Here is a 26,732-nt window from a genome sequence, read left to right as displayed (position 1 = left end):
GTCAGCCCACCTTGCACGCCGCGAGCAGCGCCATGTTCATGATGTCGTTGACGGTGCTGCCCGTGGAACAGATCTGGATCGGCGTGTCGATGCCCGACAGGATCGGCCCGATCACCGTCGCGCCCGCCATTTCCTGCATCAGCTTGACGCTGATACTGGCCGAATGCCGCGCCGGAACAACGAGGATGTTGGCCGGGCCCGTCAAACGCGAGAACGGGAAATGCCGCGCCGCGTCCATGTTCAGGGCCACGTCGACGGTCATCTCGCCTTCGAACTCGAAATCCACGCCGCGCTTTTCCAGCACGCGGGGCGCGATGTGCATCTTTTCCGCCCGTTCCGATACCGGATAGCCGAAGGTCGAGAAGCTGACGAAGGCGACGCGCGGCTCCAACCCCAGATCCCGTGCGACCGAGGCGGCGCGTTCCGCGATATTCGCCAGGTCGTTCTCGTCCGGCCATTCGTGCACCAGCGTGTCCGCGATCAGCACGATCCGCCCCTTGTGAAGCAGCGCCGTCACCCCCGCCGCGCCCGTCTGGGTGTTGGCGTCGAAGACGTGGTTGATCAGCTCCAGCACATGGGCCGACTTGCGCGTCGCGCCCGTGACCAGCCCGTCGCCGACCCCGTGCGCCAGCAGCAGCGCGCTGAACACGTGCCGGTCGCGCGCGGCCAGACGGTGGATGTCGATCTGGTCATACCCTTTCCGCTGCAGGCGGCGGTAGAGGAAGTCCTTGTAGGTATCCAGATGCTTGGTGATCGCCGCGTTGGTCACGGTCAGCTCGCCGACCGCATCGCCCATGCCCGCCGCTTCCAGCTTGGCCTTCACATCGGCCTCGCGGCCCACGACGATCGCCTCGCCGTAGCCGTTGCGCTGATAGGTGACGGCGGCGCGCAACACACGCGGATCGTCGCCCTCGGCAAAGATCATCCGCGCCTGCGCCCGCCGGGCCCGTGCGGCGATCCCGCGCAGGATGCTCGCGGTCGGGTCCATCCGCGACTTCAGGCTCAGCTCGTAGGCGTCCATGTCGATGATCGGCCGCCGCGCCGCGCCGGTGTCCATGCCGGCCCGCGCAACGGCGGGCGGAATGCGGTGGATCAGCCGGGGGTCGAACGGCGTCGGGATGATGTAGTCGCGCCCGAAGGTCAGCGTCTTGCCATAAGCGATCGCCACCTCGTCCGGCACATCCTCGCGCGCCAGCGCCGCCAGGGCCTCGGCACAGGCGATCTTCATCTCGTCGTTGATCGCGCGGGCATGGATGTCGAGCGCGCCGCGGAACAGGTAGGGAAAGCCGAGGACGTTGTTCACCTGGTTCGGATAGTCGGACCGCCCCGTCGCGACGATCGCATCCTCGCGGATCTCATGCGCCTCTTCCGGCGTGATCTCCGGATCAGGGTTCGCCATGGCAAAGATCACCGGGTCCGGCCCCATGCTCTCGACCATCTTGGCCGTCACCGCACCCTTGACCGACACGCCGAGGAACACGTCGGCATCCACCATCGCCTGTTCCAGTGTCCGCAGGTCGGTCTTGACCGCATGCGCCGACTTCCACTGGTTCATCCCGTCGGTGCGGCCCTGGTAGATGACGCCCTTGGTATCGCAGACGATGCAGTTCTCGTGCTTCGCCCCCATCCGCTTCAACAGCTCGATACAGGCGATCCCCGCCGCACCGGCCCCGTTCAGCACGATCTTGCAGTCGGCGATGTCCTTGCCGTTCAGATGCAGCGCGTTGATCAGCCCCGCCGCACAGATCACAGCCGTGCCGTGCTGGTCGTCGTGGAAGACCGGGATCTCCATCTCTTCCTTGAGCCGCTGCTCAATGATGAAGCACTCGGGCGCCTTGATGTCCTCGAGGTTGATGCCGCCGAAGGTCGGCTCCATCAGCTTCACCGCGTCGATGAAACGCTCCACGTCCTCGGTGTCCAGCTCGATGTCGATGGAGTTCACGTCGGCGAACCGCTTGAACAGCACCGCCTTGCCCTCCATCACCGGCTTGGACGCCAGCGCGCCGAGGTTGCCGAGGCCCAGAACCGCCGTCCCGTTGGAAATGACCGCGACGAGGTTACCCTTGGTCGTATAGTCATACGCCGTCTCGGGGTGCTGGTGGATCGCCTCGCAGGGCACGGCCACGCCGGGGCTGTAGGCGAGGCTCAGATCCCGCTGCGTCGTCATCGGCACGGTCGCCGCGATCTCCAGCTTGCCGGGCGTCGGCTCCAGATGGAATTGCAGCGCTTCTTCCGGCGTGATCCGGCTGCGGGTGCGAGTCATGCCCCATGTCCTCCCTTAAAGGCTTGGGCCTCTTACACGGGCCTTGCGCGCGTCTCAACCAAAACGCGCTTTCGCCTTTAACCATAGTGTCGCGGCCATTAGAATCGCCACCAAAGCAGGGATGGGACCGGTGAACGAGCAGACGACAGCCGTCACGCCGATGATGGCGCAATATCTGGAGATCAAGGCGCAGTATCCCGACGCGCTGCTGTTCTACCGGATGGGCGATTTCTACGAGATGTTCTTTGACGACGCGGTCGCCGCGTCCGAGGCGCTGGATATCGCCCTGACCAAGCGCGGCAAGCACCTGGGCGAGGACATCCCCATGTGCGGCGTCCCCGTGCATGCGGCCGAGAATTACCTGCTGACCCTCATCCGCAAGGGCTTCCGCGTCGCCGTCGGCGAACAGATGGAAAGCCCGGAAGAGGCGAAGAAGCGCGGGTCGAAATCCGTGGTCATGCGCGATGTCGTCCGGCTGGTGACGCCCGGCACGCTGACCGAGGACTCGCTGCTCGACGCCCGCCGTCACAACTTCCTCTGCGCCTATGCGCTGGTCCGGGACGAAGGTGCGCTGGCATGGGTCGACATCTCGACCGGCGCGTTCCACGTGATGCCCCTGCCTGCGGTGCGTCTGGGACCGGAACTGGCGCGGCTGGCCCCGTCCGAAGTGCTGATGTCCGAGGCGATCGAGCGCGATTTCGCTGAAACAGTGTCTGATATCGGCCCCGCGCTGACGCCCCTGTCCCGCGCCAGCTTCGACAGCACGAACGGTGAAAAGCGCCTGCTGGGCCTGTTCGACGTCTCCACGCTCGACGCTTTCGGCAACTTCTCGCGCCCGGAACTCGCGGCCATGGGCGCGATCGTCGACTACCTCGAGATCACGCAGCGCGGCAAACTCCCCCTGCTCCGCCCCCCGGTCCGCGAGGCCGAGGAACGCGTGATGCAGATCGACGCCGCCACGCGCCGCAACCTGGAACTGACGCATGCCCTGTCCGGCGGCCGCGCCGGGTCGCTGCTGGCCACCATCGACCGCACCGTCACCCCCGGCGGCGCGCGTCTGCTGGAACGCCGCCTGTCCTCGCCCTCCCGCGTGGTGGACGTGATTGACGGTCGCCTCGCCGCCGTCGATTTCGCGCTGGACCAGTCGCGCCTGTCTGCGGACCTGCGCGATGCGCTGCGCAAGGTCCCCGACCTCGACCGCGCGCTGTCACGCCTGTCACTCGACCGCGGCGGCCCCCGCGACCTCGCCGCCATCCGCAACGGCCTGACGCAGGCCGAAACGCTGCGCGAGATGACAGCGGGCGCCGAGCTGCCCGACCTCCTGCGTGCGGCCGTCGCCGATCTGTCGGGCCATAACGATCTGCTCGACCTGCTCGACGCCGCGCTGATCGCCGAACCCCCGCTGATGGTCCGCGACGGCGGCTTCATCGCGCCGGGATATGACGCGGACCTCGACGCCGCGCGCGAACTGCGGGACGAAGGGCGCGGGATCATCGCCAAAATGCAGGGGCAATACGCCGAACAGACCGGCATCTCCTCGATCAAGATCAAGCACAACAACGTCCTCGGTTACTTCATCGAGGTCACGGCGACCCATGCCGACAAGATGCTGTCCGAACCGCTCTCGGACACCTTCCGCCACCGCCAGACGACCGCGAACCAGCTCCGCTTCACCACGCCCGAGCTGAGCGAGATCGAAACCCGCATCCACAACGCGGCAGGCGAGGCATTGGAGATCGAAAAGCGGCTCTATGACAGACTGAAAGCCGCCATTCTGGATGCCGCAGCGCATATCGCCGCCACCGCCCGTGCCCTGTCGGAGTTCGATCTGGCCACCGCCCTCGCCGACCTGTCGCGGGCCGAGAACTGGACCCGCCCCCGCATCACCCGCGACCGCGCGCTCAGGATCGAAGGCGGGCGTCATCCGGTGGTCGAGGCCGCGTTGTCGAAACAGGGCGCGCCCTTCATTGCCAACGGCTGCGACCTGTCCGACGATCCGGCGCGCATCTGGCTGCTGACCGGCCCCAACATGGCCGGTAAATCGACTTTCCTCCGCCAGAACGCGCTGATCGTCCTGCTCGCCCAGATGGGCAGCCATGTCCCCGCCACCGCAGCCGAGATCGGCGTGGTCAGCCAGCTTTTTTCCCGCGTCGGCGCGTCCGACGACCTCGCCCGTGGCCGGTCGACCTTCATGGTTGAAATGGTCGAAACCGCCGCGATCCTGAACCAGGCGGATGCGCAGGCGCTGGTGATCCTCGACGAGATCGGCCGTGGAACAGCGACCTACGACGGCCTCTCCATCGCATGGGCGACGCTCGAACACCTGCACGAGGTCAACGGCTGCCGCGCCCTCTTCGCGACGCACTATCACGAAATGACCACCCTCGCCGGCAAGCTGACCGGCGTCGACAACGCCACGGTCACGGTCCGCGAACACGACGGCGACGTCATCTTCATGCACGAGGTGAAGCGCGGTGCCGCCGACCGCAGCTACGGCGTGCAAGTCGCCCGCCTCGCCGGTCTGCCCCACGCGGTCGTCACCCGCGCCCGCGCGATCCTCGACATGCTGGAAAAGGGCGATCGCGAGGGCGGCAAAACCGCCACGCTGATCGACGACCTCCCCCTCTTCGCCGCCGCACCGCCACCGCGCGCGGAGAAGAAGGCCGACCCGATCCCCGCGCAATACCGGCAGGTCGCCGACCTGCTGGACGGCACGAACCCGGACGACCTCTCGCCGCGCGAGGCTCTCGACATCCTCTACAAACTGAAAGAAGCGTCCCGCACCTGAGCGGAACGCCTCTATCTTCATCTGGCCCTTAAACTCCGGGGGCTCCGGGGGCTGGCCCCCGGTCCCGAACCTTCCGCCAGATCAACCGGTGAACGAAGACACCCCGACCTGCGCCGGCCGCAGCAGCCGGTCATGCAGCATGAACCCTTCGGCGGCGATCTGGATGATCTCGCCCGCCTTGGTCCCCGGCACCGGTGCCTCGAACATCGCCTGATGCACTTTGGGATCGAACTTGTCGCCGATTTCCGGCGCGATCGGCTCGATCCCGTGCTTGCGGAACACGTTCAGCAGCTCGCGCATCGTCAGTTCGATGCCTTCGATCAGGGCGGCGTTCTCCTCGCCCAGCCCCTGCGCGGCCTCGACGGCGCGTTTCATGTTGTCGAACACCGGCAGCATGTCGCGCGACAGCTTGGACCCGCCATAGTTCTCGGCCTCGCGCCGGTCCTTGTCGGCCCGCTTCCGCGCGTTCTCGGCATCCGCAAGCGCCCGCATGAAACGGTCGCGCAGTTCGTCACGTTCGGCCCTCAGCGCGTCGATCTCGACCGCCTCGTCATCCAGCTCGGCCATCTCCTCGGCATAGACCTCGGATTCCGCGGCCTCCACGTCATCAAGGAAATCGTCTTCTCTCGGCTCTGCCATTCTTCACCTCTAGCCCCGGTCGGACAGCACGCGGCCGACCAGTTGCGCTGTATAATCCACGATCGGCACGATCCGTCCGTAGTTCAGACGTGTGGGTCCGATGACCCCGACCGCACCGATGATCTTCCGGTCAGCGTTCATATATGGAGAAACCACCAGAGAGGAACCCGAAAGTGAGAAAAGTTTGTTCTCTGACCCGATGAAGATCCGGACACCTTCGCCGCCTTCGGCCAGTTCCAGGAAGTCCTCGATGTCCCGCTTGCGCTCCAGATCGTCGAAGAGTTCGCGGATGCGGTCGAGGTCCTCTTCGGCGGTCTCGCCGCCCAGCAGATTGGCCCGGCCGCGCACGATCAGGCGTTCGTGCCGCTCGCCCTCGTTCTCCCACACCGCGATGCCGCTTTCCACGAGATCGCGCGCGAGCTGATCGAGTTCCTGCCGCCGCACCGAGACCTCGCGCGCGATCAGGCCGCGCAGTTCGCCCAGCGTCCGGCCTTCGATCAGCGCGTTCAGAAAGTTCGCCGCCTCGCGCATGGAACTGGGGGTCTGGCCCGCGGGCGGATGAAAGATGCGGTTCTCGACATGGCCGTCGGCAAAGACCAGCACCACCAGGGCCCGGTCATGGCCCAGACCGACGAATTCGATATGCTTGATCGGCGCCTCGCGCTTGGGCGCCAGCACCAGCGAAGCGCCGCGGGTCGCGCCGGACAGGGCCGATCCGATCCGGTCCAGCATGGTCGCCACGTCGGCACCGTTGTCACCGACGGTCGCGTCGATCATCGCGCGGTCGTTGTTTTCCAGGTCACGGACCTCGAGCAGGCCGTCGACGAACATCCGCAGGCCGCGCTGCGTCGGAACGCGCCCGGCCGAGACGTGGGGCGAATCCAGCAGGCCGAGGAATTCGAGATCCTGCATCACGTTGCGGATGGTCGCCGCGCTGACCTTTTCGCTCATCAGGCGGGTCAGCGTCCGCGACCCCACCGGTTCGCCGTTGTCCAGATAGCCTTCGACCACGCGGCGAAACACTTCGCGCGAGCGGTCATTGAGTTCATCGAGGATCGATATCTGTTCTGTCATGCCTGTCATCCACGACGATGCCACGCCTTGGCGGTCCATTAAAGAAGCCGAAACGGAAAAATCAATCATGCTTGCCATCGACACACGGGAGTGTCATGCCGACCGCAAACAGGAGGAGCCCCGATGCGACCGTCAGGACGAGAATTGAGCGAAATGCGCAAGGTTTCGATCGAAACCGGCGTGACCAAGCATGCCGAGGGGTCCTGCATGATCCGCGTGGGCGATACCCATGTGCTGTGCACCGCGACGATCGAGGACCGGGTGCCGCCGTTCATCAAGGGCTCGGGACTGGGCTGGGTGACGGCGGAATACGGAATGCTGCCGCGGTCGACCACCAGCCGGATGCGGCGCGAATCCGCTGCGGGCAAACAGCAGGGCCGCACGGTCGAGATCCAGCGCCTGATCGGGCGCAGCCTGCGCGCCGGGGTGGACCGGGTCGCGCTTGGCGAGCGGCAGATCACCGTGGACTGCGACGTCATCCAGGCGGACGGCGGAACGCGCTGCGCCTCGATCACCGGGGGCTGGGTCGCGCTGAAACTTGCAGTGAACAAGCTGATGAAGACCGGGCTGGTCGTGTCCGATCCACTGATCGACCCGGTGGCCGCCGTGTCGTGTGGCATCTATGCCGGTCAGCCGGTGTTGGACCTCGACTATCCCGAGGACAGCGAAGCCGGTGTCGACGGGAACTTCATCATGACCGGCGCTGGCCAGCTGATCGAAGTGCAGATGTCCGCCGAGGGCGCGACGTTCTCGCGTGGGCAGATGACGGAACTGCTGGACCTCGCACAGAAAGGCGTCGACGAACTGGTCGCGGCGCAGAAGGCGGCGGTCGGTGCGTAAGTTCGACGGCGACAGGCTGGTCATCGCCACCCACAACGCGGGCAAGCTGCGCGAGATCGCGGCCCTGCTGGCGCCGTACGGGGTGACGGTCAGTTCTGCCGCCGATCACGGGCTGGAGGAACCGGCCGAGACCGAGGATAATTTTGCCGGCAATGCCCGGATCAAGGCGCATTTCGCAGCGAAGGCCACGGGTCTGCCTGCCCTGTCCGACGACAGCGGGCTGTCGGTCGATGCGCTCGACGGCGCGCCCGGCGTCTACACGGCGGACTGGGCGGAAACGCCGAACGGACGCGATTTTCCGATGGCGATGGAAAAGGTCTGGTCCCTGCTGGAGGCGAAGTCGGTGCCGGAGCCGCGTCAGGCGCAGTTCAACTGCACGCTTTGCCTGGCTTGGCCCGACGGACATGACGAGATTTTCGCTGGGCTGGTTCATGGCCGTATCGTTTGGCCGATGCGGGGCACGCAGGGGTTCGGGTTCGATCCGGTCTTTGTGCCGGACGGCGAAACCGAAACATTCGGCGAGATGGACCCGGCCAGAAAGCACGGGATGTCGCACCGCGCCGTCGCCTTCGACAAGCTGGTGAAGGGTTGTTTTGCCTGACCCGCTGACAGAGGACTGGCGCGCCGGCGGGTTCGGCATCTATCTTCACTGGCCGTTCTGTCAGGCCAAATGCCCCTATTGCGACTTCAATAGCCACGTCGCCGCCCGGATCGACACCGGGCGCTGGACACAGTCCTATCTGAGCGAGATCGACCGTCACGCGGCGCTGGTGCCGGGACGAGTGGTGAATAGCATCTTTATCGGGGGCGGAACGCCGTCGTTGATGCCCGGCGAGATGGTGGATGCCATACTGTCCCGCATCCGGTCCCACTGGCCCATGGCAAACGACGTCGAAATCACGATGGAAGCCAATCCGGGCTCTTCCGATGCGGATCGGTTCCGCAGCTATGCCGACGCAGGCGTCAATCGGCTGTCGATGGGCGTACAGGCTTTGAACGACCGCGACCTGTTACGGCTGGGCCGTATCCACACGGTGGACGAGGCGCTGGCGGCGTTTTCCGTTGCGCGGGAAGTTTTCGGGCGCGTCAGTTTCGACCTGATCTATGCGAGGCAGGATCAGGGGCTGGACGAATGGCGCGCGGAGCTGGACCGGGCGCTTGGGCTCGCCGTGGATCACATATCGCTCTATCAGCTTACGGTTGAGGACGGGACCGCGTTCGCGGACCGGTTCAGGCGCGGCGGCCTGAAGGGGCTGCCTGATGAAGATCGCGCCGCGGATATGTATGAACTGACCCAGGAGATGGCCGCGTCGCACGGGTTTTCAGCCTACGAAGTGTCGAATCTGGCCCGACCCGGCGCCGAGTCGATCCACAACCGGATCTACTGGCGCTATGGAGATTATCTTGGGATCGGGCCCGGCGCGCATGGACGAGTGACTCTGTCGGGACGCCGCCATGCCACGGAGGCCGTCCGTGCGCCAGGCCTCTGGCTGGAACGCGTCGCCTCGGGCGGTGTGCCGGATCAGGTTGAGGTGCTGACTGCGGAAGAGGCGGGCGAGGAGTTCCTGATCATGGGACTGCGTCTGTCCGAGGGGATCGAGCTCGCCAGATATGCCGGGATCACTGGCGTGCCGCTGGATGCCGAGAGAATTGCCGCTCTCGAAGCTCTTGGGATGATTGTGCAGCAGAACGGTCGGCTCATGGCGACGGCGCAGGGTCGGCTGGTTCTGAACGCCATCATACGCGATCTGGCCGGAGCATAGAATGCGCGTGGTCTGGGGGGTTCTTGGCGGGCTGGCGTTGTTGTTCGGACTGGTCGGGATTGTTTTGCCCCTGCTTCCTACCGTGCCGTTCCTGCTGCTTGCTGCATTCTGTTTTGCGCGATCAAGTGACCGACTCCACTCTTGGTTGGTTGAACACCCAAGATTTGGTGGTCCTATTGAGGATTGGCGTAGATATGGTGCCATTTCGCGCAGAGGAAAGCGTCTTGCGACGCTTTCCATTGGTGCCGTATTCTTGCTGTCTGTCGTGATGCAGGTTCCGGCCCATGTTCTGGCCATTCAGGCCGTGACACTTGGCCTGGTTCTTACATTTATCTGGACGCGCCCTAACGGCCCGCGTTGAGCAGACGGCAGAGCGCGTCGAGACCATCAAAGTTCTCGTAGCTGACCGTCAGCGATCCCGCCTCGGTCCCAGGCTTGTGGTCGATGCTGACTTGCATACCGATCGCCGCACTCAGATCCGCCTCGAGCGCGCGGGTGTCCGCGTCTTTCTCGGCGCCAGCGCGTGGCTTGGAACTGCGAGGCTGAGCCGCTCCCGTTTCAGCGGGCTTGGCCAGCTTTTCAGCTTCGCGCACCGAAAGCCCCCGATCGACAACTTGGCGGGCGAGCGCGACCGGATCAGACGCCGTGATCAGAGCCCTTGCGTGACCCATCGACAATTGGCCGTCGCGAAGCATGGACTGGACCTGATCAGGCAGATGCAGAAGGCGCAACAGGTTCGCGATATGGCTTCTGCTTTTCCCGAGGGCCTCGGCCAATTTCTCTTGCGTATGACCGAACCGGTCCATCAGTTGACGATACCCTGCCGCCTCTTCGATCGGGTTCAGATCGGCGCGTTGGATATTCTCGATGATCGCAACTTCGAGCACTTCGGTATCATCGAAAGCGCGAACGATCACGGGGACCTCGTGCAGTTGGGCCCGCTGCGCCGCGCGCCACCGCCGCTCACCCGCGACGATTTCGTACCGGGCCGCTCCGTTCTCTTTTTCCCGGACTATGAGGGGCTGAATGATCCCCTTTTCACGGACCGACGAGGACAGTTCGTTCAACGCATCCTCGCTGAACGTCCGGCGCGGCTGATCCGGGTTCGGAGCGATCTGTTCAATTGGCACGAAAAGGTCCGCCCGGCGCGGCGCTTCGGGCTGGCCGGTCGTGCTGTCCTGGCTGACATCGGCCATGAGCGCAGACAATCCGCGGCCCAGACCCCGGCGTTTTGTTGTGTCATTCATCTGCTCTCTCCCTTCAGGCTGCTGCGCCGGCCTGGCGTTGCAGGATTTCCAGTGCAAGGCTGCGGTACGCTTCCGCGCCCTTGGATGCTGTATCGTAATTCAACACCGGCATGGCATGCGACGGCGCCTCGCTCACACGGACATTGCGCGGGATCACCGTGTTGAACACCATAGCACCCAGATTGTCTCGGGCGTCCGCTTCGACCTGTTGGGACAGGTTGTTGCGCCGATCATACATCGTCAGAACCACGCCTTCGACCTGCAGCGCGGGGTTGGCCGACTGGCGAACCTCGCGGATGGTCAGGATAAGTTGCGACAGACCTTCGAGGGCGAAGAACTCGCTCTGCAGGGGAACCAGGACGGAATCGGACGCCACCATCGCATTGACAGTGAGCAGGTTCAGCGAGGGCGGGCAGTCGATCAGGATGAAGTCGTAGGCCAACGGCTCGATGGCGGGCTGGCGCAAGGCGTCATGCAGGAGGAAGCTGCGTTTTTCATTCGACATCAATTCGAGGTCGGCAGAGCTGAGGTCCACTGTCGCCGGGATGATGTGGAGATTTTCGATATCCGTGGTCAGAATGATCTCGGTCAGGGCGATATCTCCGAGCAGGAGATCGTACGTCGTATAGGTGCGTTCGTCCGACTCGACCCCCAATCCGGTTGACGCATTCCCCTGGGGATCAAGGTCCACGATCAGCACGCGGCTTCCAACCTCGGCCAGGGCCGCGGCGAGGTTGATGGTGGTCGTGGTCTTGCCGACGCCGCCCTTCTGGTTGGCAATCGCCATGATCTTGGGCTGGCGGGCTCGGAATACGTCAGACACGGTGGCGGGCTCCCACTTTCAGGACTACTGATCCCTTGTTTGTAGTACTCGGCGTTGCCACCCAGTCAAAGCGCCAATGTTCTTCGGCCTTGGCGATTTCCGTTTTCCAGCTCTCCCCCTTTGGGAAAAGTGCCGTGCCATCCGGTTTCAGGTGCCGCTCCGCGTATTCCAGCAGCTTGACGAGCGGTGCCAATGCCCGCGCCGTCAGGACATCCACCCCAGCGGGCGGCGCAACTTCTATCCGAGCGTCAACCACCTTTGCCGATACGCCGGTCTCGCGAAGAACGGTCGCCAGGAAGGAGCACTTGCGCTGATCGGATTCCATCAGCGTCATATGAAAATCAGCATCCTCTGCACCAAGAATGGCTAGAACGATGCCGGGGAATCCACCGCCGCTCCCGAGGTCCAGCCATTGGCCATTCAGGGGTTGTATGAAAGAGATCTGTTGGGAATCCGCAATATGACGCGTCCAGAGGTCCGGGAGCGTGGCCGGAGCCACCATGTTGATCTTCGGATTCCACTTCTGGAGCAGCTCCGCGTAGATTTTCAGGCGTTCGATTGTTTCACGTGAAACATCGCCCACGAACCCCACTTGATCATTCATGCTGAAAGATCTCGCTGCGTTCGACGCAGACGGGCCAACAACAACGTCAACGCCGCCGGAGTCATTCCGTCGATACGTGCCGCCTGTCCGATATTTTCGGGCCGGACTTGCGTGAGCTTCAGCTTCAGTTCGTTGGACAAGCCGTCGATCGCCATATAATCAACATCGGAACCGAGGATCAGCGCTTCGTCCCGCTTCAGCGCCTCAACATCTCGCGTTTGACGGGCGATATAATTGGCGTAGGTCGCATCGATCTTGAGCTGACGCCCGATGTGCGATGGCAGATCCCTCAGCGATTCATTCAACGGAACGAGATCACCAAGTTCTACATCGGGAAATGCGAGAACCTGGTACAACGTGCGCCGCGTGCCATCCTGACCGAGTGACAGGCCGGCCCGCCCCAGGTCAGAAGGTGTGAAAGTCCCATCCTCAAGCATCCCGCGACCGGACGCCAAGGCATCCATTTTGTCAGCGAACTTCCTGGCACGCACGTCTCCGACACATCCGATCGCAATCCCTCGTTCCGTCAAGCGCTGATCCGCATTGTCGGCACGCAGAGACAACCGGAACTCGGCCCGTGACGTAAACATGCGATAAGGTTCGGTAACACCGCGCGTCGTAAGATCGTCGATCATGACGCCGATGTAGGAGTCCGAACGGCTGAACTCGACCCGCGGAAGATTCAGGCTTTCTGCGGCCGCATTCAGGCCGGCAACCAACCCCTGTGCCGCGGCCTCTTCATATCCAGTGGTGCCATTGATCTGCCCCGCCAGATATAAGCCGGGCACGGACTTCACAGCCAGCCGCAGGTCGAGCGCGCGCGGATCAACGTAATCGTATTCAATGGCATAGCCCGGCTGCAGTATTCTCGCTTCTTCCAGACCACGGATCGAATGAACATAGGCCTCCTGCACATCCTCCGGCAGCGAGGTGGAAATTCCGTTGGGATACACGGTATCGTCGTTCAGACCTTCCGGCTCCAGAAAGACCTGGTGCCCCGTCTTTTCTGCAAATCGAACAACCTTGTCTTCGATCGACGGGCAGTAGCGGGGCCCGACGCCAGAGATGTGCCCGCCGTACATCGCCGACCGATCAAGGTTCCGACGAATAATATCGTGGGTTCGTTCGTTCGTATGCGTGATCCCGCAATTCACCTGACGCGCCACGGGTGTGCTGTTCAGGAACGAGAACATCACGGGCTCATCGTCACCGGGTTGAGTTTCCAGGATATCCCAATCAATGGTTCGCCCGTCCAGCCGTGGCGGGGTACCGGTCTTGAGCCGCCCCAATGGCAAACCAAACGCGTCGATCCGTTCTGCCAGTTTGACCGAGGGCTTGTCTCCCATTCGGCCGCCCGGGCGGGACACATCACCGATATGAATCACTCCGCGCAGGAAGGTTCCGGTGGTCAGCACCACCGCACGGGAATGCAAAATACTACCGTCCAGCAGGACAACGCCTGCCACCCGGTTTTTCTCCATGACGAGATCGACGACCTCCCCCTCGACAATCGTGAGGTTAGGCGCCTTTTCCATCTCCGCCAGCATCGCCTCGCGATAGATCTTGCGATCCGCTTGTGCCCTGGGGCCCTGGACTGCCGGCCCCTTGCGGCGATTCAGCAAACGGAACTGGATACCAGCCATATCCGCAACGCGACCCATGACGCCGTCCATTGCGTCGATCTCGCGAACGAGGTGTCCCTTTCCCAAACCGCCAATAGCCGGATTGCAGGACATGACTCCGATGCCATCCCGCTTCAGCGTGATCAAAGCCGTGCGTGCGCCAAGGCGGGCCGATGCGTGAGCAGCCTCGCTGCCTGCATGGCCCCCGCCTATGACGATTATGTCAAAAGAATGTTCCACGTGAAACACTCCTACTTTCCGATACAGAAGGAACTGAATATTTCGTCGAGCAACATCTCGACATCCACACGACCTACCAGAGAATCGAGCGCACGAACAGCCGCCCGAACCTCTTCGGCCAGCAGATCACTTGCATGATCAACACCCATAAGCCCGGCAGCGGCCTCAAGATGCGTCGTTGCGCGCGCCATGGCTTGTCGATGGCGTTCTCGCGTGGCAGTTCCGATCGCTGCAGTCCGCCGAGCCAGCTCGCTCCGGACCCGCTCAACCAGCTCCGACACGCCCTCACCGGTCAGACCGGACACGCCAGCCCCACCGTTAAGGTCCACTTTGCTGGCCACCACGATATCGCCCTCAAGCAGAACGACACCGTCCGGAACCTCACCGTTCTCGGAAAGAACAACGCGCAGGTCCGCCGATGCCGCCCGATCACGAGCCCGAGCGATGCCGATACCTTCGACCTTGTCCTCAGTTTCCCGCAATCCGGCCGTATCCAGCACAGTCACCGGCAAACCGCCAAGGTCCATCCGGACCTCGATGACATCACGCGTTGTCCCAGCGACATCCGATGTGATCGCCGCGTCCCGACCCGCCAAAGCGTTCAGCAACGTCGACTTGCCAACATTCGGCGCCCCGAGAATCGCAACCTCGAAACCGGTACGAACACGCTCCGCCGCTCCGACCCCTGCCATTTCCTGTGCAAGTTCAGCCCGAACTTCATCAAGAAGTGAACCGACCTCCGGAAAGACATCTTCCGGCACATCCTCGTCAGCGAAATCGATCGTCGCTTCGATCAGCGCGGCGGCGCGGATCAGCCTGACCCGCCAACCTTCCGCCCGATCCCCAAGATGACCAGACAACACCCGAACGGCCTGACGCCGCTGCGCCTCGGTTTCGGCATCTATCAGATCGGCAAGCCCTTCTACCTGGGCCAGGTCAAGCCGCCCGTTCTCCAACGCGCGGCGGGTGAATTCCCCAGCTTCCGCAGTACGTAAACCGGGAATGTCGGAAAGCTCACTCAGGACGGCGGACACAACCGCAACGCTGCCGTGAACCTGGAACTCGACGATATCCTCACCGGTGAAACTCGCCCCGGCCGGAAACCGCAGCACGATCCCCTCGTCCAGCATCCCGCCATCGCGATCCCGCAGGAGACGCACGCCAGCCCGACGCATCTCGGGCAGATCGCCAGCCAACAGCTCGGCCGCCGAGAATGCTGCCGGTCCCGAAATCCGGATCACGGCGACGCCAGCAGCTCCCGCCGCCGAGGCAAGGGCAAAGATCGTGTCCATCCCACGCTCCGATTTTCCGGGGCAAGCGCCCTCAGGTGTTCATGGAATCGAAGAACTCGGAATTTGTCTTGGTCTGCTTCAGCTTCGAGATCAGGAACTCGATCGCATCGGTCGTGCCCATCGGGTTCAGGATGCGCCGCAGGACAAAGGTCTTCTGCAGGTCGACCTTCTCGACCAGCAGGTCTTCTTTCCGCGTCCCCGACTTGAGGATGTCCATCGCCGGGAACACGCGCTTGTCCGCAACCTTCCGGTCCAGAACGATCTCGGAGTTGCCGGTGCCCTTGAACTCTTCGAAGATCACTTCGTCCATTCGCGAGCCGGTGTCGATCAGCGCCGTCGCGATGATCGTCAGCGACCCGCCCTCTTCGATGTTCCGCGCCGCACCAAAGAAACGCTTGGGCCGCTGCAGCGCATTCGCATCCACACCACCGGTCAGGACCTTACCAGAGGACGGCACGACGGTGTTGAACGCCCTACCAAGTCTGGTGATCGAGTCGAGCAGGATCACAACATCTCGTTTATGTTCAACCAGCCGCTTGGCTTTTTCGATCACCATTTCCGAAACTGCAACGTGCCGTGTCGCCGGTTCGTCGAACGTCGACGAGATCACCTCGCCCTTCACCGACCGCTGCATGTCCGTCACCTCTTCGGGACGTTCGTCGATCAACAGGACGATCAGGTAGCACTCCGGATGATTGGTCTCGATCGAATGCGCGATGTTCTGCAACAGCACCGTCTTGCCGGTCCGCGGCGGCGCCACGATCAGCGACCGCTGCCCCTTCCCGATCGGCGCCACCAGGTCGATGATCCGGGCCGAGCGGTCCTTGATCGTCGGATCCTCGATCTCCATCTTCAGCCGCTCGTCGGGATAGAGAGGCGTCAGGTTGTCGAACGACACCTTGTGCCGCGCCCGCTCCGGGTCCTCGAAATTGATCGAGCTCACCGTCGTCAGCGCGAAATACCGCTCGTTCTCCTCGGGCGCCTTCATCAGCCCCTCGATGGTGTCCCCGGTCCGCAGCGAATACTGGCGGATCATGTCGGGCGAAACATAGATGTCATCCGGACCCGGCAGATAGTTCGCCTCGACCGAGCGCAGGAACCCGAACCCGTCCTGCAGCACTTCCAGAACACCGTCGCCGCCGATCTCCCAGCCCTCGTCCGCCATCTCGCGGAGGATCTGGAACATCATCTCGCCCTTGCGCATGGTCGAGGCGTTCTCGATCTCCAGCTCCTCGGCCATGGACAGCAGGTCCTTGGGGCTCTTCGCCTTGAGGTCGGACAGGTTCAGTCGTTCGGTTGTCATGGAAATATCCCGGATCGCGTCACCGAAGTGACGGTCGTTCTGCCTAGCAATGTCAGTCGTATTGGGCTGAGTCCGCGCCCGGACGGGCGGGTTGAGGCCGCATATAGGATCCGCCCCGGCCCGAGTCAATCGCGGCCTAGAATTTCAACACCACCGAGAAGACGATCAGCACCAACAGCAGCGTCGGCAATTCGTTCATCATCCGGTAGCGCCGTCCCGGCAGGCTGTTCCGCCCCGCCGCGAAATCCTTGCGCCGCAGCCCCAGCCAGTGATGAAACCACGTCATCGCCACAACGCCCGCCGCCTTGGTCCAGGGCCAGACCATGCCCCAGTCCACGATCCCGGGCGTGAACATCAGCATCAGGCCGAAGACCCATGTCGCAATCATCGAGGGGTTCATGATCAGCCGCAGCAGCTTGCGCTCCATCTCCTGGAACAGCGCATCGGTCTCCGTCCCCGCGGTGATCTTCTCTGCATGATAGACAAACAGACGGGGCAGGTAAAAGATGCCCGCCATCCATGCCACGACCGACACGATATGAAGCGCCTTGGTCCATGGATACAGGCTGGCAAGAATGTCGGTCATGGGCGGGTCCTTCGGCTTCGCGCTTCTCATAATAAAAGAAAAGAAAAAGATATAGATGATGATGTAGGGGGGGCCGGATCCTGTGGATCAAATGGTTACACAGGAATGGGCCACAGCCCCGCGCAGATGTTGACAACCCTGTTGACGAATTGTGGCAACATTTGGGCAAACTCAGATAACCTATAAATTTCAAATAATTATCAGGCGTATTCCCCCCATGGCGCCGGTGGATGAAACTTCGGGGGACTCAGTGAGTGATCGCTGAACTGTGGATGACGCGGTTATCCTTTTCCACCCATGGATGAAACCGGGACGACGGTGCATAAGGGCCGGGTTGTCCCCCGCCTTGCATCGCCGCGGGCCTTTTGCCAGAACCACGCACACGGCCCTACATATTCTATTCAGGACTTATCAACATGGCACAGGGGATCGTCCTTGCCTCCGGTTCCGCCACCCGCGCCGGGATGCTGCGGAACGCCGGGGTTCCGTTCACGGCGATCACGCCCCGCGTCGACGAAGAAGCCCTCCGCGCCTCGCTCGCGGTCGAGGAAGTTTCGCCCCGCGACATGTCCGATGCGCTGGCCGAGATGAAGGCGCTCCGGGTCAGCCAGCGCCAGCCCGGCGACCTGGTGATCGGGTCGGACCAGATCCTTGCCCTGGACCGCACCGTGTTCGCCAAGGCCGAAACCCGAGAGGACGCGCGCGACACGCTCCGGCAACTGTCCGGCCTGCGGCATTCGCTGTTATCCGCCGCCGTGATCTGCGAGGACGGCAGGCCGGTCTGGCGTCATGTCACCGAAGTGAAACTGCAGATGCGCACCCTCACGGACAGTTACATCGACAGCTACCTGGACCGGAACTGGCCCGCCGTGCAGGGGGCGGTCGGGGCCTATCATGTCGAGGGCGAAGGGATCCGCTTGTTCTCGGCGATCACTGGCGATTACTTTGCGATCCTGGGCATGCCGCTGTTGCCGCTGCTCAATTACCTGATCACACGGGGTCTGATCGACGGATGAGCGCACTGAAAATCCCCCTCGCCGGTGTCATCGGCCATCCGATCGCCCATTCCCGATCCCCTGCCCTGCATGGCCACTGGCTGCGCCGGCATGGCATCCGGGGGCACTACATTCCGATGGATGTGGACCCGGCCGATCTGGAAACCGTTCTGCGCACCCTGCCCCGGATGGGCTTTGTCGGGGTCAACATCACCGTCCCGCACAAGGAAGCGGTGATGAAGATCGCGGACCTGCTGACCGACCGCGCGATCCTCATGGGGGCGGCCAACACCTTGATTTTCCGTCGTGACGGCAAGATTCATGCCGACAATACAGATGGGTATGGTTTCATCGAGAACCTGCATCAGGGCGCACCGGGGTGGAACCCGGCAGCGGGCCCGGCGGCCATCCTTGGCGCGGGCGGCGCGGCGCGGGCGGTGGTTTCGGCGCTGATCGACAAGGGCGTGCCAGAGGTCTGGATCGCCAACCGCACCCGGCTGCGGGCCGAGAAACTGGCGCAGGATTTCGGCAAGCGGGTTCAGGTCGTCGAATGGGTCAAGGCCGGCGACATGATCGAGGAGGCCGCGCTTGTGGTGAACACCACCTCGCTCGGGATGGAGGGCAAGCCGCCGTTGCGGGTGCCGTTGGATGGACTGCACGCGGGACAGGTCGTGACCGATCTCGTCTATGCCCCGCTCAAGACCGGCCTGCTGGCCGAGGCAGAGCGCAAGGGTTGCACGGCGGTCGACGGTCTGGGCATGCTGTTTCATCAGGCCGTGCCCGCATTCGAGCGCTGGTTCGGCATCCGGCCGCAGGTGGACGCGGATCTCAGACGGGCAGTGTATCCATGACCTATCTTCTCGGCCTCACCGGCTCCATCGGCATGGGCAAGAGCACGACGGCAAAGATGTTCGCCGAAGCGGGCTGCGCCGTATGGGACGCGGATGCCGCGGTTCACCGGCTCTACGCACCCGGCGGTGCCGCGGTCGCGCCGATGGCCGAAGCGTTTCCCGACGCGATCGTCGATGGCGGCGTGTCGCGCGATGCTTTGAAACGGATCATCGCCGAGGATCCGACCGCGCTGCGCCGGATCGAGGTGATCGTGCATCCGCTGGTCGGCGCCGATCGGCAGGCCTTCATCGCCGGTGTGGACAGCGACATCGTCGTCCTCGACATCCCGCTGCTGTTCGAAGGCCGCAACGCCGATGCCTTCGACGCCGTGGTCGTCGTCACCGCGCCCGAAAACATCCAGCGCGAACGGGTTCTCGCCCGTGGAACCATGACCGAGGCGCAGTTCGAGGCGATCAAGGCCAAGCAGATGCCGGATGCCGAAAAACGCGCCCGCGCCGATTTCATCGTCCAGACGGATACGCTGGAGAATGCGCGGGACCAGGTGGCGGCCATCGTGGCCGGGATCAGAAAGGGGCTGGCCGATGCGTGAGATCGTCCTCGACACCGAAACCACGGGGTTTGAGCCCGAACAGGGCGATCGCATCGTCGAAATCGGCGGGGTCGAGCTGTGGAACCACGTCCCGACCGGCAACACCTATCACGTCTACATCAACCCGCAGCGCGACATGCCGCAGGAAGCCTTCGAGGTCCACGGCCTGTCCGAAGAGTTCCTGCGCGACAAGCCGGTCTTCAAGCAGATTGCCCGCGAGTTCCTTGAATTTGTCGGCGATGCAAAGCTGGTGATCCACAACGCCACCTTCGACATGAAATTCCTGAACGCCGAGCTGGGCTGGCTGAACCTGCCCCGCCTGCCCGACCATCAGGCCATCGACACGCTGGCCATCGCACGCAAGAAGTTTCCAGGCTCGCCCGCCTCGCTCGACGCGTTGTGCCGCCGGTTCGGGATCGACAACTCGGCCCGGACCCTGCACGGCGCGCTGCTCGACAGTGAAATCCTGGCCGAGGTCTATCTGGAACTGATCGGCGGCCGTCAGCCGGACTTTGCGCTGTCGGGTGCCGGTGCCGGTCCGACCGGTGGCACCGACGCGGACCAGAACTGGCGCCCTGCCCCGAGGCCCAAAAAATTACCGCCCCGGATCACCGGGGCGGAACGGGAGGCACATGAGGCATTTGTCGCGAAAATGGGCGACAAGGCCCTGTGGTCGCGGTTCGGTCAGGCCTGAGCGCCGTTCGGCTGGGCCGTTGCCTGACGACGGGCGACCTCCTGGCGGAAGATCTGAAGGAAGTCGATGTTGTCCAGGTTCAGCGGCGGGAAGCCACCGTCGCGGGTCACGTCGCTGACGATCCGGCGCAGGAACGGGAAGGTCTGGCGCGGGCATTCGATCAGCAGGAACGGCTGAAGCTGGTCGTTCGGCACGCCTTCGATGCGGAACAGGCCGACATAGTCGATTTCCAGCACGAAAATCGTATCGTCCGTGTCCTTGATCTTGGACACGATGTTCAGCTTGGTCGCGACCTCGTACATATTATCGGCGTCGCGCTTTTTCGCGTCCAGACCGACCTGCACCTGAACGTCCGGCGTGTATTCGCCGTTCTGCTGCTTGCGGGCGGCGATATTCTCGAACGACATGTCCCGGACGAACTGGTTCAGGACAGAGAATTTCAGCTGCGGCTGTTCCGTCGGTGCGGCGGGCGTGTCGGTCATGAGTTTTCTCCGAAAGCGGATTAGGAATGCCGCGGCTGTCTAGCAGCAAGTTTTCGGCGCCTCAATGCAAATGGGTCAGTGACGGGTCCATTGCGACGGGTGATGCGTCGGGCGCTTGTCCGGGTCGAGCTCCGTGAACTCGGCATCCACCACGTCCGGTCCGACGCGCCCGCCCTGCTGCGGCGATCCCGGTCGGCTGGCCGAAGTCGATGACCGCATCACGAAGGCGGAACCCTTCATCCGGCGGCGCAGCCAGCCAAAGACCACATGCCGCACCGGCGGCATCAGCAGCGAAAACCCGACGGCATCCGTGAAGAACCCCGGCGTGAGCAGCAACGCGCCGGCGAGCAGGATCATCGCCCCCTCGGCCAGCGGCTGGGTCGGATCGTTCAGCTCGTTGATCGACCGGCGGATACGCTCGATCGCCTGAAAGCCCTGCGCGCGCACCAGCCAGGTGCCCAGAATGGCCGTCAGCAGCACGATCGCCAGTGTCCATCCCAGCCCGATCACCCCGCCAACCTGAATGAACAGGGCGATTTCGATCATCGGAACGGCTATAAACGCCAAAAGCAGCCACATGGCACATCTCCTTGCAGGGCGGTGCGGTGGACTCGCCCCTATCGACCACCTACATAGGTAGCAGCTTTCGATATTGCCATGCCGCCGCAGAGGACCCGCATGAACTCGCCCATTCTACAGCTTCTTGTTCTGGCCGGTATCGCGGTGTTCCTGATCCTGCGCCTGCGCAGCGTTCTGGGCACCCGCGAGGGGTTCGAGAAAACCCCGGTGCCCCGTCAGGACGAGGGGCCGTCGCGCCCCCGTAACTTCGATGTGATCGAGGGCGGCCCGGACCGCGACATCATCGACCACGTCACCGAGGGCAGCTCGAATGCCCGCGCACTCGAGGCGATGAAGCGCGTTGAGCCGTCGTTCAACGTGGCCGAGTTCCTCGGCGGTGCACGCGGCGCCTACGAGATGATCCTGATGAGCTTCGAACGCGGCGATCTGTCCGAGATCAAGCCGTTCCTGTCGTCGGACGTCTACGACAGCTTTGCCGAGGTTGTCGCCGCCCGCGAGGCGCAGGGCCTGAAGATCGAGGCCGAGTTCGTCGGCGTCCGCGAACTGACCCTGCACGAAGTCGACTTCGATCCCGACACGGGCGAGGCGGAACTGACCGTCCGCTTTACCGGCCAGCTGACCTCGGTCGTGCGTGACAGCAGCGGCGAGGTGGTCGAGGGCAAGCCGGGTGAAATCAAGACCCAGCGTGACAGCTGGACCTTCGCGCGCCGGATGGGTTCGGACGATCCCAACTGGCAACTGGTCGCCACTGGCGAATGACGGGGCGCTGGCTTGCGGCGCTCTGTGCGGTGCTTGTCATGAGCGGTCCGCCCGACACCTCGGCCAGCGAAGACTCGCCTGAGATAACGCGCCGCATTCTCGACTTCGCCCAGCTCGATGGCTGGGCGAATGACGATCACACCAGTGCCCTCGCCGTATTCCTGAACACCTGCCAGGACATGAAGGACCCCGACTGGCGCGCCATCTGCGCCGCCGCGGGGCACCAGAAACCCGAAAGCGCACGGGCGTTCTTCGAACTGTTCTTCCGCCCGGTCCTGATCGAAGACGGCAGCCCGATGCTGTTCACCGGTTACTTCGAACCGGAACTCGACGGCAGCCGGATTCCCGACAGCCGCTATCGCTATCCCGTCTACCGGATGCCGCCGGAGGCACGCGGCGGCAATTTCCTCAGCCGGCGTGAAATCGAAACTTCCGGCATGATGACCGGGCGCGGGCTGGAAATCGCGTGGGTGGACGATCCGGTCGAATTGTTCTTCCTCCAGATCCAGGGGTCCGGCCGTATTCGCCTGCCCGACGGCAGTGCGGTGCGGGTTGGCTATGGCGGCAAGAACGGCCACCCCTACCGCTCCATCGGGCAGGAGCTGGTGCGCCGCGGCGTCTACGAACCGCATCAGGTGTCGGCGCAGGTGATCCGCAACTGGGTCCGCCGCAATCCCTTCGACGGGCAGGAGCTGCTGTATCACAATCCGTCCTACGTGTTCTTCCGCCAGGTCGACCATGTCCCGGCTGACAAGGGTCCGCTCGGCGCGATGAACCGGTCAATCACCCCGATGCGGTCCATTGCCGTCGATCCGCGATACACGCCGCTCGGCGCGCCGGTCTGGATCGAGAAAGAAGGCCACGGCCCCCTGCACCGGCTGATGATCGCGCAGGACACAGGGTCTGCGATCAAGGGCGCGCAGCGGGCGGATATCTTCTATGGCACCGGCGATGCGGCGGGCCGGGCGGCGGGCCGGATGAAGGATCCGGGGCGTATGGTCGTTCTGATGCCGATCCAGCGGGCCTATGCCATGGCCGAGGACCCGGTATGAGCCGCAAGTTGCGGCCCGAAGAGGTCGACCTGTGGCGCAAGGTGGCGGATACGACGGATCGCAAGCAGATGGCTTGTTGGCCCGAGCCTGCGCCGAAGTCGCGGCCCGAGCCGAAGAAGCCCGACCCGGCGCCGCGTGCCGAGCTGCCGCAGTTCCGCATCGGCCAGTCGACGCGCGATCGCGGCGCGGCGCATGACCTGCTGAACCCGATCCACGATCACCTGCGCAACGCCCCGGTCCGGATGGACCGCAAGGCGCACACCAAGATGACGCGCGGCAAGCTCAAGCCGGACGCGCGGATCGACCTGCACGGGATGACGGTGGACCGCGCCCATACGGCACTGACCGGTTTCATCCTGCGCGCGCATCGCGAAGGGTTCCGGCTGGTCCTCGTCATCACCGGAAAGGGCCGCGACAGCGACGATGACGGACCGATCCCCGTCCGGCGCGGCGTGCTGCGGCATCAGGTGCCGCACTGGCTGACCGTGCCGCCGCTCGGCGGGCTGGTCCTGCAGGTCGCGCCCGCGCATCTGCGCCACGGCGGCGGCGGGGCCTATTACGTCTATCTCAGGAAGAACCGCGGCTGACTCAATACGCCAGCGCACGGGAGCTTTCAGCCGAGGGCCGCGCGGCCATTCGATCGAACCATTCGGGCAGTTTCACCAGAGACGGATCGCGCGTCAGAACCTCGCGCTGTTCGGCGAAATCCATCATGCAATACATGATGATATCGGCCAGGCTCATGCGGTCGCCGGCAAGAAACGGCCCCACCATGTTCGTCTCGATCCATGCCTCGCCGTCCCGCGCCAGCGATTTCAGCTCAGGCGTCGCCTCGGGAATGCAGCGCATCCGTTCGCCGAACAGCGCCAGCGCATGACCATAGCGATAGGCGTCGATCATCGGCCGGACATAGAGCTGTTCCACCCGCCGGACCCACATCCGAGTCTCGGCGCGTTCCTCTGACGTGGGGCCGATAAACGCGGGTTCCGGCGCAACGTCTTCCACGTATTCGCAGATCGGAACCGTCTCGGCGATCACCTGACCCGAAGCGAGCCGCAGTGCTGGCATCTGCCCGCCGGGGTTCATCTCCAGGTATGGCGCGCGGCGGTTTTCCCCGCCGCGCAGGTCGATCACCTGTTCCGGGATCGTCACGCCCTTTTCCGCAAGGAACATGCGCACCAGCCGCGGGTTCGGCCCTACGGATACGTATAGTGTCGCGCCGTCAAAGGACATAACGGCTGACATCCGCGCTTTCGGCAAGCTTGCCGACGTTCTCCTGCACGAAGGCCGCGTCGATGGTGATCTCCTCGCCCGCGCGGTCCGGGGCGGTGAAGCTCAGCTCTTCGAACACCCGCTCGATTACGGTGTAGAGCCGCCGTGCGCCAATGTTCTCGACCGTCGTGTTCACGTCGGCGGCGATCTTCGCCATCGCGGCGATGCCATCGTCGGTGAAGGTGACTTTCACCTCCTCCGTCCCCATCAGCGCGGAATACTGCAGGGTCAGGGCGTTGTCGGTTTCGGTCAGGATGCGCACGAAATCCTCTTCGGTCAGCGCCCGCAGTTCGACGCGGATCGGCAGGCGGCCCTGAAGTTCCGGCAGCAGGTCCGACGGCTTGGCGATGTGGAATGCGCCCGAGGCGATGAACAGGATGTGGTCCGTCTTGACCGGCCCGTGCTTGGTCGAAACGGTCGTGCCCTCGATCAGCGGCAGCAGGTCGCGCTGCACACCTTCGCGGCTGACATCGCCGCCACGGACATCCGCCCGCGCGCAGACCTTGTCGATCTCGTCGAGGAAGACGATCCCGTTTTCCTCGACCGCCTTCAGCGCGGCCAGCTTGACCTGTTCGTCGTCCAGCAGCTTGTCCGCTTCCTCGCCGATCAGGATCTCGTAGCTGTCGCGCACCTTGAGCCGCTTGGTCACCTTGCGCCCGCCGAAGGCCTTACCGAACAGGTCGCCGATGTTCATCATCCCCATCTGGCCGCCGCCCGGCTGGCCGGGGATCTCGAACATTCCCATCGGGTTCGAGGTATCCGCGATCTCCAGTTCGATCTCCTGATCGTCCAGCAGGCCGTCGCGCAGCTTCTTGCGGAACATCTCGCGCGTGCCGTCGCGGGCGTCGGCGCCGGCAATCGCCTCGATCACCCGGTCCTCGGCGGCCTTGTGGGCGTTGGCCTTGACGTCCTCGCGCATGTATTCGCGCGTCTGCGCCATCGCGGCGTCCACCAGATCGCGGACGATCTGTTCCACGTCGCGCCCGACATAGCCGACCTCGGTAAACTTGGTCGCCTCGACCTTGATGAAGGGCGCGCGGGCGAGCTTCGCCAGACGGCGGCTGATCTCGGTCTTGCCGACACCGGTCGGTCCGATCATCAGGATGTTCTTGGGATAGACCTCGTCACGCAGATCATCCGACAACTTTTTGCGCCGCCAGCGGTTGCGCAGGGCCACGGCCACGGCGCGCTTGGCGTCCTTCTGGCCGATGATGAAACGGTCGAGCTCGCTGACGATCTCGCGGGGGGTCAGGTCGGTCATGCTGTCAGGTCCTTCATGTGCCGCATGATCAGGCTGTCGCCGGTGCGGCCCTCGAGTTCTGCGACCGGGACAAAGCCGGCCTTGGTATAGGCCCGGACGGCACGGTGATTGGCCGGGTCCGGGTCGATGATGATGACGTCGTGGCCACGCTCGCGCAGCATCGCGACGAAGTTGCGGAGCGCGGCCGAGCCGATGCCACGGGACACGCCGGCCTCGGCAGAGAGCGAGAGATCGACGCCGACGGCACCTTTCGGCAACTGCAACATCCAGGGTGCCTCGGTCAGCCACGGCTCCACGAGGTTGTCCGCGATACGCCACATCTGGATGTATCCGGCGGGCACGCCGTCGAGCAGGATGAAATAGGGCTCGGTCGTATCCGCGCCCTCGATCATCTCGCGGACATAGCCCAGCTCGACCTCGGGATCGCCCCACCATTCGCGCCAGTGCGGCTGCACCATCCACTCCCCCAACAGGGGAAGGTCGTCCGCGGTCATGCGCCGGAACGTGATGTCTCCGACGGTGGCGACGGTGTCAGGCACCGATCGTCTCCACGGTCAGGTTGCCGTTGGTGTAGACGCAGATGTCGGCGGCAATCGCCATCGCCTTGCGCGCGATTTCCTCGGCGGTGTGATCGGTGTCGATCAGCGCCCGCGCGGCGGCGAGGGCATAGTTCCCCCCCGACCCGATGGCGGTGACGTCATGTTCGGGTTCCAGCACGTCGCCCGCGCCGGTGATGACGAAGATGTCCTTGCCGTCCGACACGATCAGCATCGCCTCGAGCTTCTGCAGGTACTTGTCCGTCCGCCAGTCCTTGGCCAGTTCCACGCTCGCCCGCGCCAGCTGACCGGGGGTCGCTTCCAGCTTGGCCTCCAGCCGTTCCAGCAGGGCGAAGGCATCGGCGGTCGATCCGGCGAAACCCGCGACGATCTCGTGCCCGCCGGGGGACAGGCGGCGCACCTTGCGCGCGGTGCCCTTCATCACGGTCTGGCCCATCGAGACCTGACCGTCGCCCGCGATCACCACCTTGCCGCCCTTGCGGACACCGACGATCGTCGTGCCGTGCCAGCCGGGAAAGTCCTCTGCCATGTAATCCTCCGCTTTTGCGTTCCCGCC

At 63.9% G+C, this 26,732-nt stretch carries 28 protein-coding genes; 12 read left to right on the top strand and 16 right to left on the bottom strand.

Going from position 1 to position 26,732, the window contains the following annotated elements; translation table 11 throughout:
* Nucleotide 1: 1 nt before the first annotated feature.
* Nucleotides 2–2,263, bottom strand: coding sequence for an NADP-dependent malic enzyme (locus ATO6_RS03750; RefSeq protein WP_088622580.1), 2,262 nt, complete (start codon nucleotides 2,261–2,263; stop codon nucleotides 2–4).
* A 160-nt stretch (nucleotides 2,264–2,423) separates the two neighbouring features.
* Between ATO6_RS03750 and mutS the strand changes: the two genes are divergently transcribed.
* On the top strand, nucleotides 2,424–5,051 hold the full coding sequence (gene mutS, locus ATO6_RS03745; protein ID WP_088623395.1) for a DNA mismatch repair protein MutS: 2,628 nt from the start codon (nucleotides 2,424–2,426) through the stop codon (nucleotides 5,049–5,051).
* Nucleotides 5,052–5,132: 81 nt separating this feature from the next.
* On the opposite strand, the gene ATO6_RS03740 is transcribed toward mutS, so the two are convergent.
* On the bottom strand, nucleotides 5,133–5,690 hold the full coding sequence (locus ATO6_RS03740) for a nucleotide exchange factor GrpE (protein ID WP_088622579.1): 558 nt from the start codon (nucleotides 5,688–5,690) through the stop codon (nucleotides 5,133–5,135).
* A 9-nt stretch (nucleotides 5,691–5,699) separates the two neighbouring features.
* Nucleotides 5,700–6,764: a heat-inducible transcriptional repressor HrcA gene (gene hrcA, locus ATO6_RS03735; RefSeq protein WP_088622578.1), complete on the bottom strand. Its 1,065-nt coding sequence runs from the start codon at nucleotides 6,762–6,764 to the stop codon at nucleotides 5,700–5,702.
* 123 nt (nucleotides 6,765–6,887) lie between these two features.
* Between hrcA and rph the strand changes: the two genes are divergently transcribed.
* The 4 genes from rph to ATO6_RS03715 are packed head-to-tail and all read left to right on the top strand — an operon-like array spanning nucleotide 6,888 to nucleotide 9,728.
* Entirely contained in the window at nucleotides 6,888–7,604 is a 717-nt protein-coding gene (gene rph, locus ATO6_RS03730; protein ID WP_088622577.1) for a ribonuclease PH, read from the top strand.
* Nucleotides 7,597–8,205 (top strand): RdgB/HAM1 family non-canonical purine NTP pyrophosphatase, encoded by a 609-nt coding sequence (gene rdgB / locus ATO6_RS03725; RefSeq protein ID WP_088622576.1) that lies wholly within the window; start codon nucleotides 7,597–7,599, stop codon nucleotides 8,203–8,205. The genes rph and rdgB overlap by 8 nt, the downstream gene beginning before the upstream one ends.
* Nucleotides 8,198–9,367, top strand: a complete 1,170-nt coding sequence (gene hemW, locus ATO6_RS03720) for a radical SAM family heme chaperone HemW (RefSeq protein WP_254919061.1) — start codon at nucleotides 8,198–8,200, stop codon at nucleotides 9,365–9,367. Before rdgB ends, hemW begins: the two co-directional genes overlap by 8 nt.
* Before the next feature lies 1 nt (nucleotide 9,368).
* The gene (locus ATO6_RS03715) at nucleotides 9,369–9,728 is read left to right on the top strand and encodes a YbaN family protein (protein ID WP_088622575.1); all 360 of its coding nucleotides are present in this window, start codon (nucleotides 9,369–9,371) and stop codon (nucleotides 9,726–9,728) included.
* On the opposite strand, the gene ATO6_RS03710 is transcribed toward ATO6_RS03715, so the two are convergent.
* The 7 genes from ATO6_RS03710 to ATO6_RS03680 form a co-directional block, all read right to left on the bottom strand.
* Nucleotides 9,712–10,614: a ParB/RepB/Spo0J family partition protein gene (locus tag ATO6_RS03710; protein ID WP_088622574.1), complete on the bottom strand. Its 903-nt coding sequence runs from the start codon at nucleotides 10,612–10,614 to the stop codon at nucleotides 9,712–9,714. The two genes, ATO6_RS03715 and ATO6_RS03710, sit on opposite strands and share 17 nt — an antisense overlap.
* 13 nt (nucleotides 10,615–10,627) lie before the next feature.
* Nucleotides 10,628–11,437: a ParA family protein gene (locus ATO6_RS03705; protein WP_088622573.1), complete on the bottom strand. Its 810-nt coding sequence runs from the start codon at nucleotides 11,435–11,437 to the stop codon at nucleotides 10,628–10,630.
* Complete coding sequence (gene rsmG, locus ATO6_RS03700) at nucleotides 11,430–12,041, bottom strand: 16S rRNA (guanine(527)-N(7))-methyltransferase RsmG (RefSeq protein ID WP_088622572.1); 612 nt, start codon at nucleotides 12,039–12,041, stop codon at nucleotides 11,430–11,432. Before rsmG ends, ATO6_RS03705 begins: the two co-directional genes overlap by 8 nt.
* Complete coding sequence (gene mnmG / locus ATO6_RS03695) at nucleotides 12,038–13,903, bottom strand: tRNA uridine-5-carboxymethylaminomethyl(34) synthesis enzyme MnmG (protein ID WP_088623393.1); 1,866 nt, start codon at nucleotides 13,901–13,903, stop codon at nucleotides 12,038–12,040. The genes rsmG and mnmG overlap by 4 nt, the downstream gene beginning before the upstream one ends.
* An 11-nt stretch (nucleotides 13,904–13,914) precedes the next feature.
* On the bottom strand, nucleotides 13,915–15,195 hold the full coding sequence (gene mnmE / locus ATO6_RS03690; RefSeq protein WP_088622571.1) for a tRNA uridine-5-carboxymethylaminomethyl(34) synthesis GTPase MnmE: 1,281 nt from the start codon (nucleotides 15,193–15,195) through the stop codon (nucleotides 13,915–13,917).
* A gap of 31 nt (nucleotides 15,196–15,226) precedes the next feature.
* The gene (rho, locus tag ATO6_RS03685) at nucleotides 15,227–16,498 is read right to left on the bottom strand and encodes a transcription termination factor Rho (protein WP_088622570.1); all 1,272 of its coding nucleotides are present in this window, start codon (nucleotides 16,496–16,498) and stop codon (nucleotides 15,227–15,229) included.
* A gap of 136 nt (nucleotides 16,499–16,634) precedes the next feature.
* A complete protein-coding gene (locus ATO6_RS03680; RefSeq protein ID WP_088622569.1) occupies nucleotides 16,635–17,084 on the bottom strand; it encodes a CopD family protein in 450 nt (149 codons plus the stop codon).
* 416 nt (nucleotides 17,085–17,500) lie between these two features.
* On the opposite strand from ATO6_RS03680, the gene ATO6_RS03675 reads away from it, so the two are divergent.
* The 4 genes from ATO6_RS03675 to dnaQ are packed head-to-tail and all read left to right on the top strand — an operon-like array spanning nucleotide 17,501 to nucleotide 20,214.
* Nucleotides 17,501–18,100, top strand: a complete 600-nt coding sequence (locus ATO6_RS03675; RefSeq protein WP_088622568.1) for a Maf family protein — start codon at nucleotides 17,501–17,503, stop codon at nucleotides 18,098–18,100.
* Nucleotides 18,097–18,930: a shikimate dehydrogenase gene (locus tag ATO6_RS03670; RefSeq protein WP_088622567.1), complete on the top strand. Its 834-nt coding sequence runs from the start codon at nucleotides 18,097–18,099 to the stop codon at nucleotides 18,928–18,930. Before ATO6_RS03675 ends, ATO6_RS03670 begins: the two co-directional genes overlap by 4 nt.
* Complete coding sequence (gene coaE, locus ATO6_RS03665; protein ID WP_088622566.1) at nucleotides 18,927–19,520, top strand: dephospho-CoA kinase; 594 nt, start codon at nucleotides 18,927–18,929, stop codon at nucleotides 19,518–19,520. The genes ATO6_RS03670 and coaE overlap by 4 nt, the downstream gene beginning before the upstream one ends.
* The gene (dnaQ, locus tag ATO6_RS03660; protein WP_088622565.1) at nucleotides 19,513–20,214 is read left to right on the top strand and encodes a DNA polymerase III subunit epsilon; all 702 of its coding nucleotides are present in this window, start codon (nucleotides 19,513–19,515) and stop codon (nucleotides 20,212–20,214) included. Before coaE ends, dnaQ begins: the two co-directional genes overlap by 8 nt.
* Here the strand turns inward: dnaQ and secB are convergent.
* Nucleotides 20,205–20,696, bottom strand: coding sequence for a protein-export chaperone SecB (gene secB, locus ATO6_RS03655; protein WP_088622564.1), 492 nt, complete (start codon nucleotides 20,694–20,696; stop codon nucleotides 20,205–20,207). The genes dnaQ and secB overlap by 10 nt on opposite strands.
* Before the next feature lie 75 nt (nucleotides 20,697–20,771).
* Complete coding sequence (locus ATO6_RS03650) at nucleotides 20,772–21,275, bottom strand: FxsA family protein (RefSeq protein ID WP_088622563.1); 504 nt, start codon at nucleotides 21,273–21,275, stop codon at nucleotides 20,772–20,774.
* A gap of 99 nt (nucleotides 21,276–21,374) precedes the next feature.
* On the opposite strand from ATO6_RS03650, the gene ATO6_RS03645 reads away from it, so the two are divergent.
* The 3 genes from ATO6_RS03645 to ATO6_RS03635 are packed head-to-tail and all read left to right on the top strand — an operon-like array spanning nucleotide 21,375 to nucleotide 23,673.
* A complete protein-coding gene (locus ATO6_RS03645; RefSeq protein WP_088622562.1) occupies nucleotides 21,375–22,034 on the top strand; it encodes a Tim44/TimA family putative adaptor protein in 660 nt (219 codons plus the stop codon).
* A 38-nt stretch (nucleotides 22,035–22,072) separates the two neighbouring features.
* Nucleotides 22,073–23,086: a murein transglycosylase A gene (locus tag ATO6_RS03640; protein WP_254919060.1), complete on the top strand. Its 1,014-nt coding sequence runs from the start codon at nucleotides 22,073–22,075 to the stop codon at nucleotides 23,084–23,086.
* Nucleotides 23,083–23,673 (top strand): Smr/MutS family protein, encoded by a 591-nt coding sequence (locus ATO6_RS03635; protein ID WP_088622560.1) that lies wholly within the window; start codon nucleotides 23,083–23,085, stop codon nucleotides 23,671–23,673. Before ATO6_RS03640 ends, ATO6_RS03635 begins: the two co-directional genes overlap by 4 nt.
* 1 nt (nucleotide 23,674) lies before the next feature.
* On the opposite strand, the gene ATO6_RS03630 is transcribed toward ATO6_RS03635, so the two are convergent.
* The 4 genes from ATO6_RS03630 to hslV are packed head-to-tail and all read right to left on the bottom strand — an operon-like array spanning nucleotide 23,675 to nucleotide 26,705.
* On the bottom strand, nucleotides 23,675–24,331 hold the full coding sequence (locus ATO6_RS03630) for a glutathione S-transferase family protein (RefSeq protein ID WP_217898966.1): 657 nt from the start codon (nucleotides 24,329–24,331) through the stop codon (nucleotides 23,675–23,677).
* Nucleotides 24,309–25,619, bottom strand: a complete 1,311-nt coding sequence (gene hslU / locus ATO6_RS03625) for an ATP-dependent protease ATPase subunit HslU (protein ID WP_088622558.1) — start codon at nucleotides 25,617–25,619, stop codon at nucleotides 24,309–24,311. Before hslU ends, ATO6_RS03630 begins: the two co-directional genes overlap by 23 nt.
* The gene (locus ATO6_RS03620) at nucleotides 25,616–26,158 is read right to left on the bottom strand and encodes a GNAT family N-acetyltransferase (protein WP_217898965.1); all 543 of its coding nucleotides are present in this window, start codon (nucleotides 26,156–26,158) and stop codon (nucleotides 25,616–25,618) included. Before ATO6_RS03620 ends, hslU begins: the two co-directional genes overlap by 4 nt.
* Nucleotides 26,151–26,705, bottom strand: a complete 555-nt coding sequence (hslV, locus tag ATO6_RS03615) for an ATP-dependent protease subunit HslV (protein WP_088622557.1) — start codon at nucleotides 26,703–26,705, stop codon at nucleotides 26,151–26,153. Before hslV ends, ATO6_RS03620 begins: the two co-directional genes overlap by 8 nt.
* Between the last annotated feature and the right edge of the window lie 27 nt (nucleotides 26,706–26,732).

It is taken from the genome of Oceanicola sp. 22II-s10i, from assembly GCF_002210105.1.
Taxonomy (GTDB): domain Bacteria; phylum Pseudomonadota; class Alphaproteobacteria; order Rhodobacterales; family Rhodobacteraceae; genus Pseudooceanicola.
This window is presented reverse-complemented; position numbering and strand designations above follow the sequence as displayed.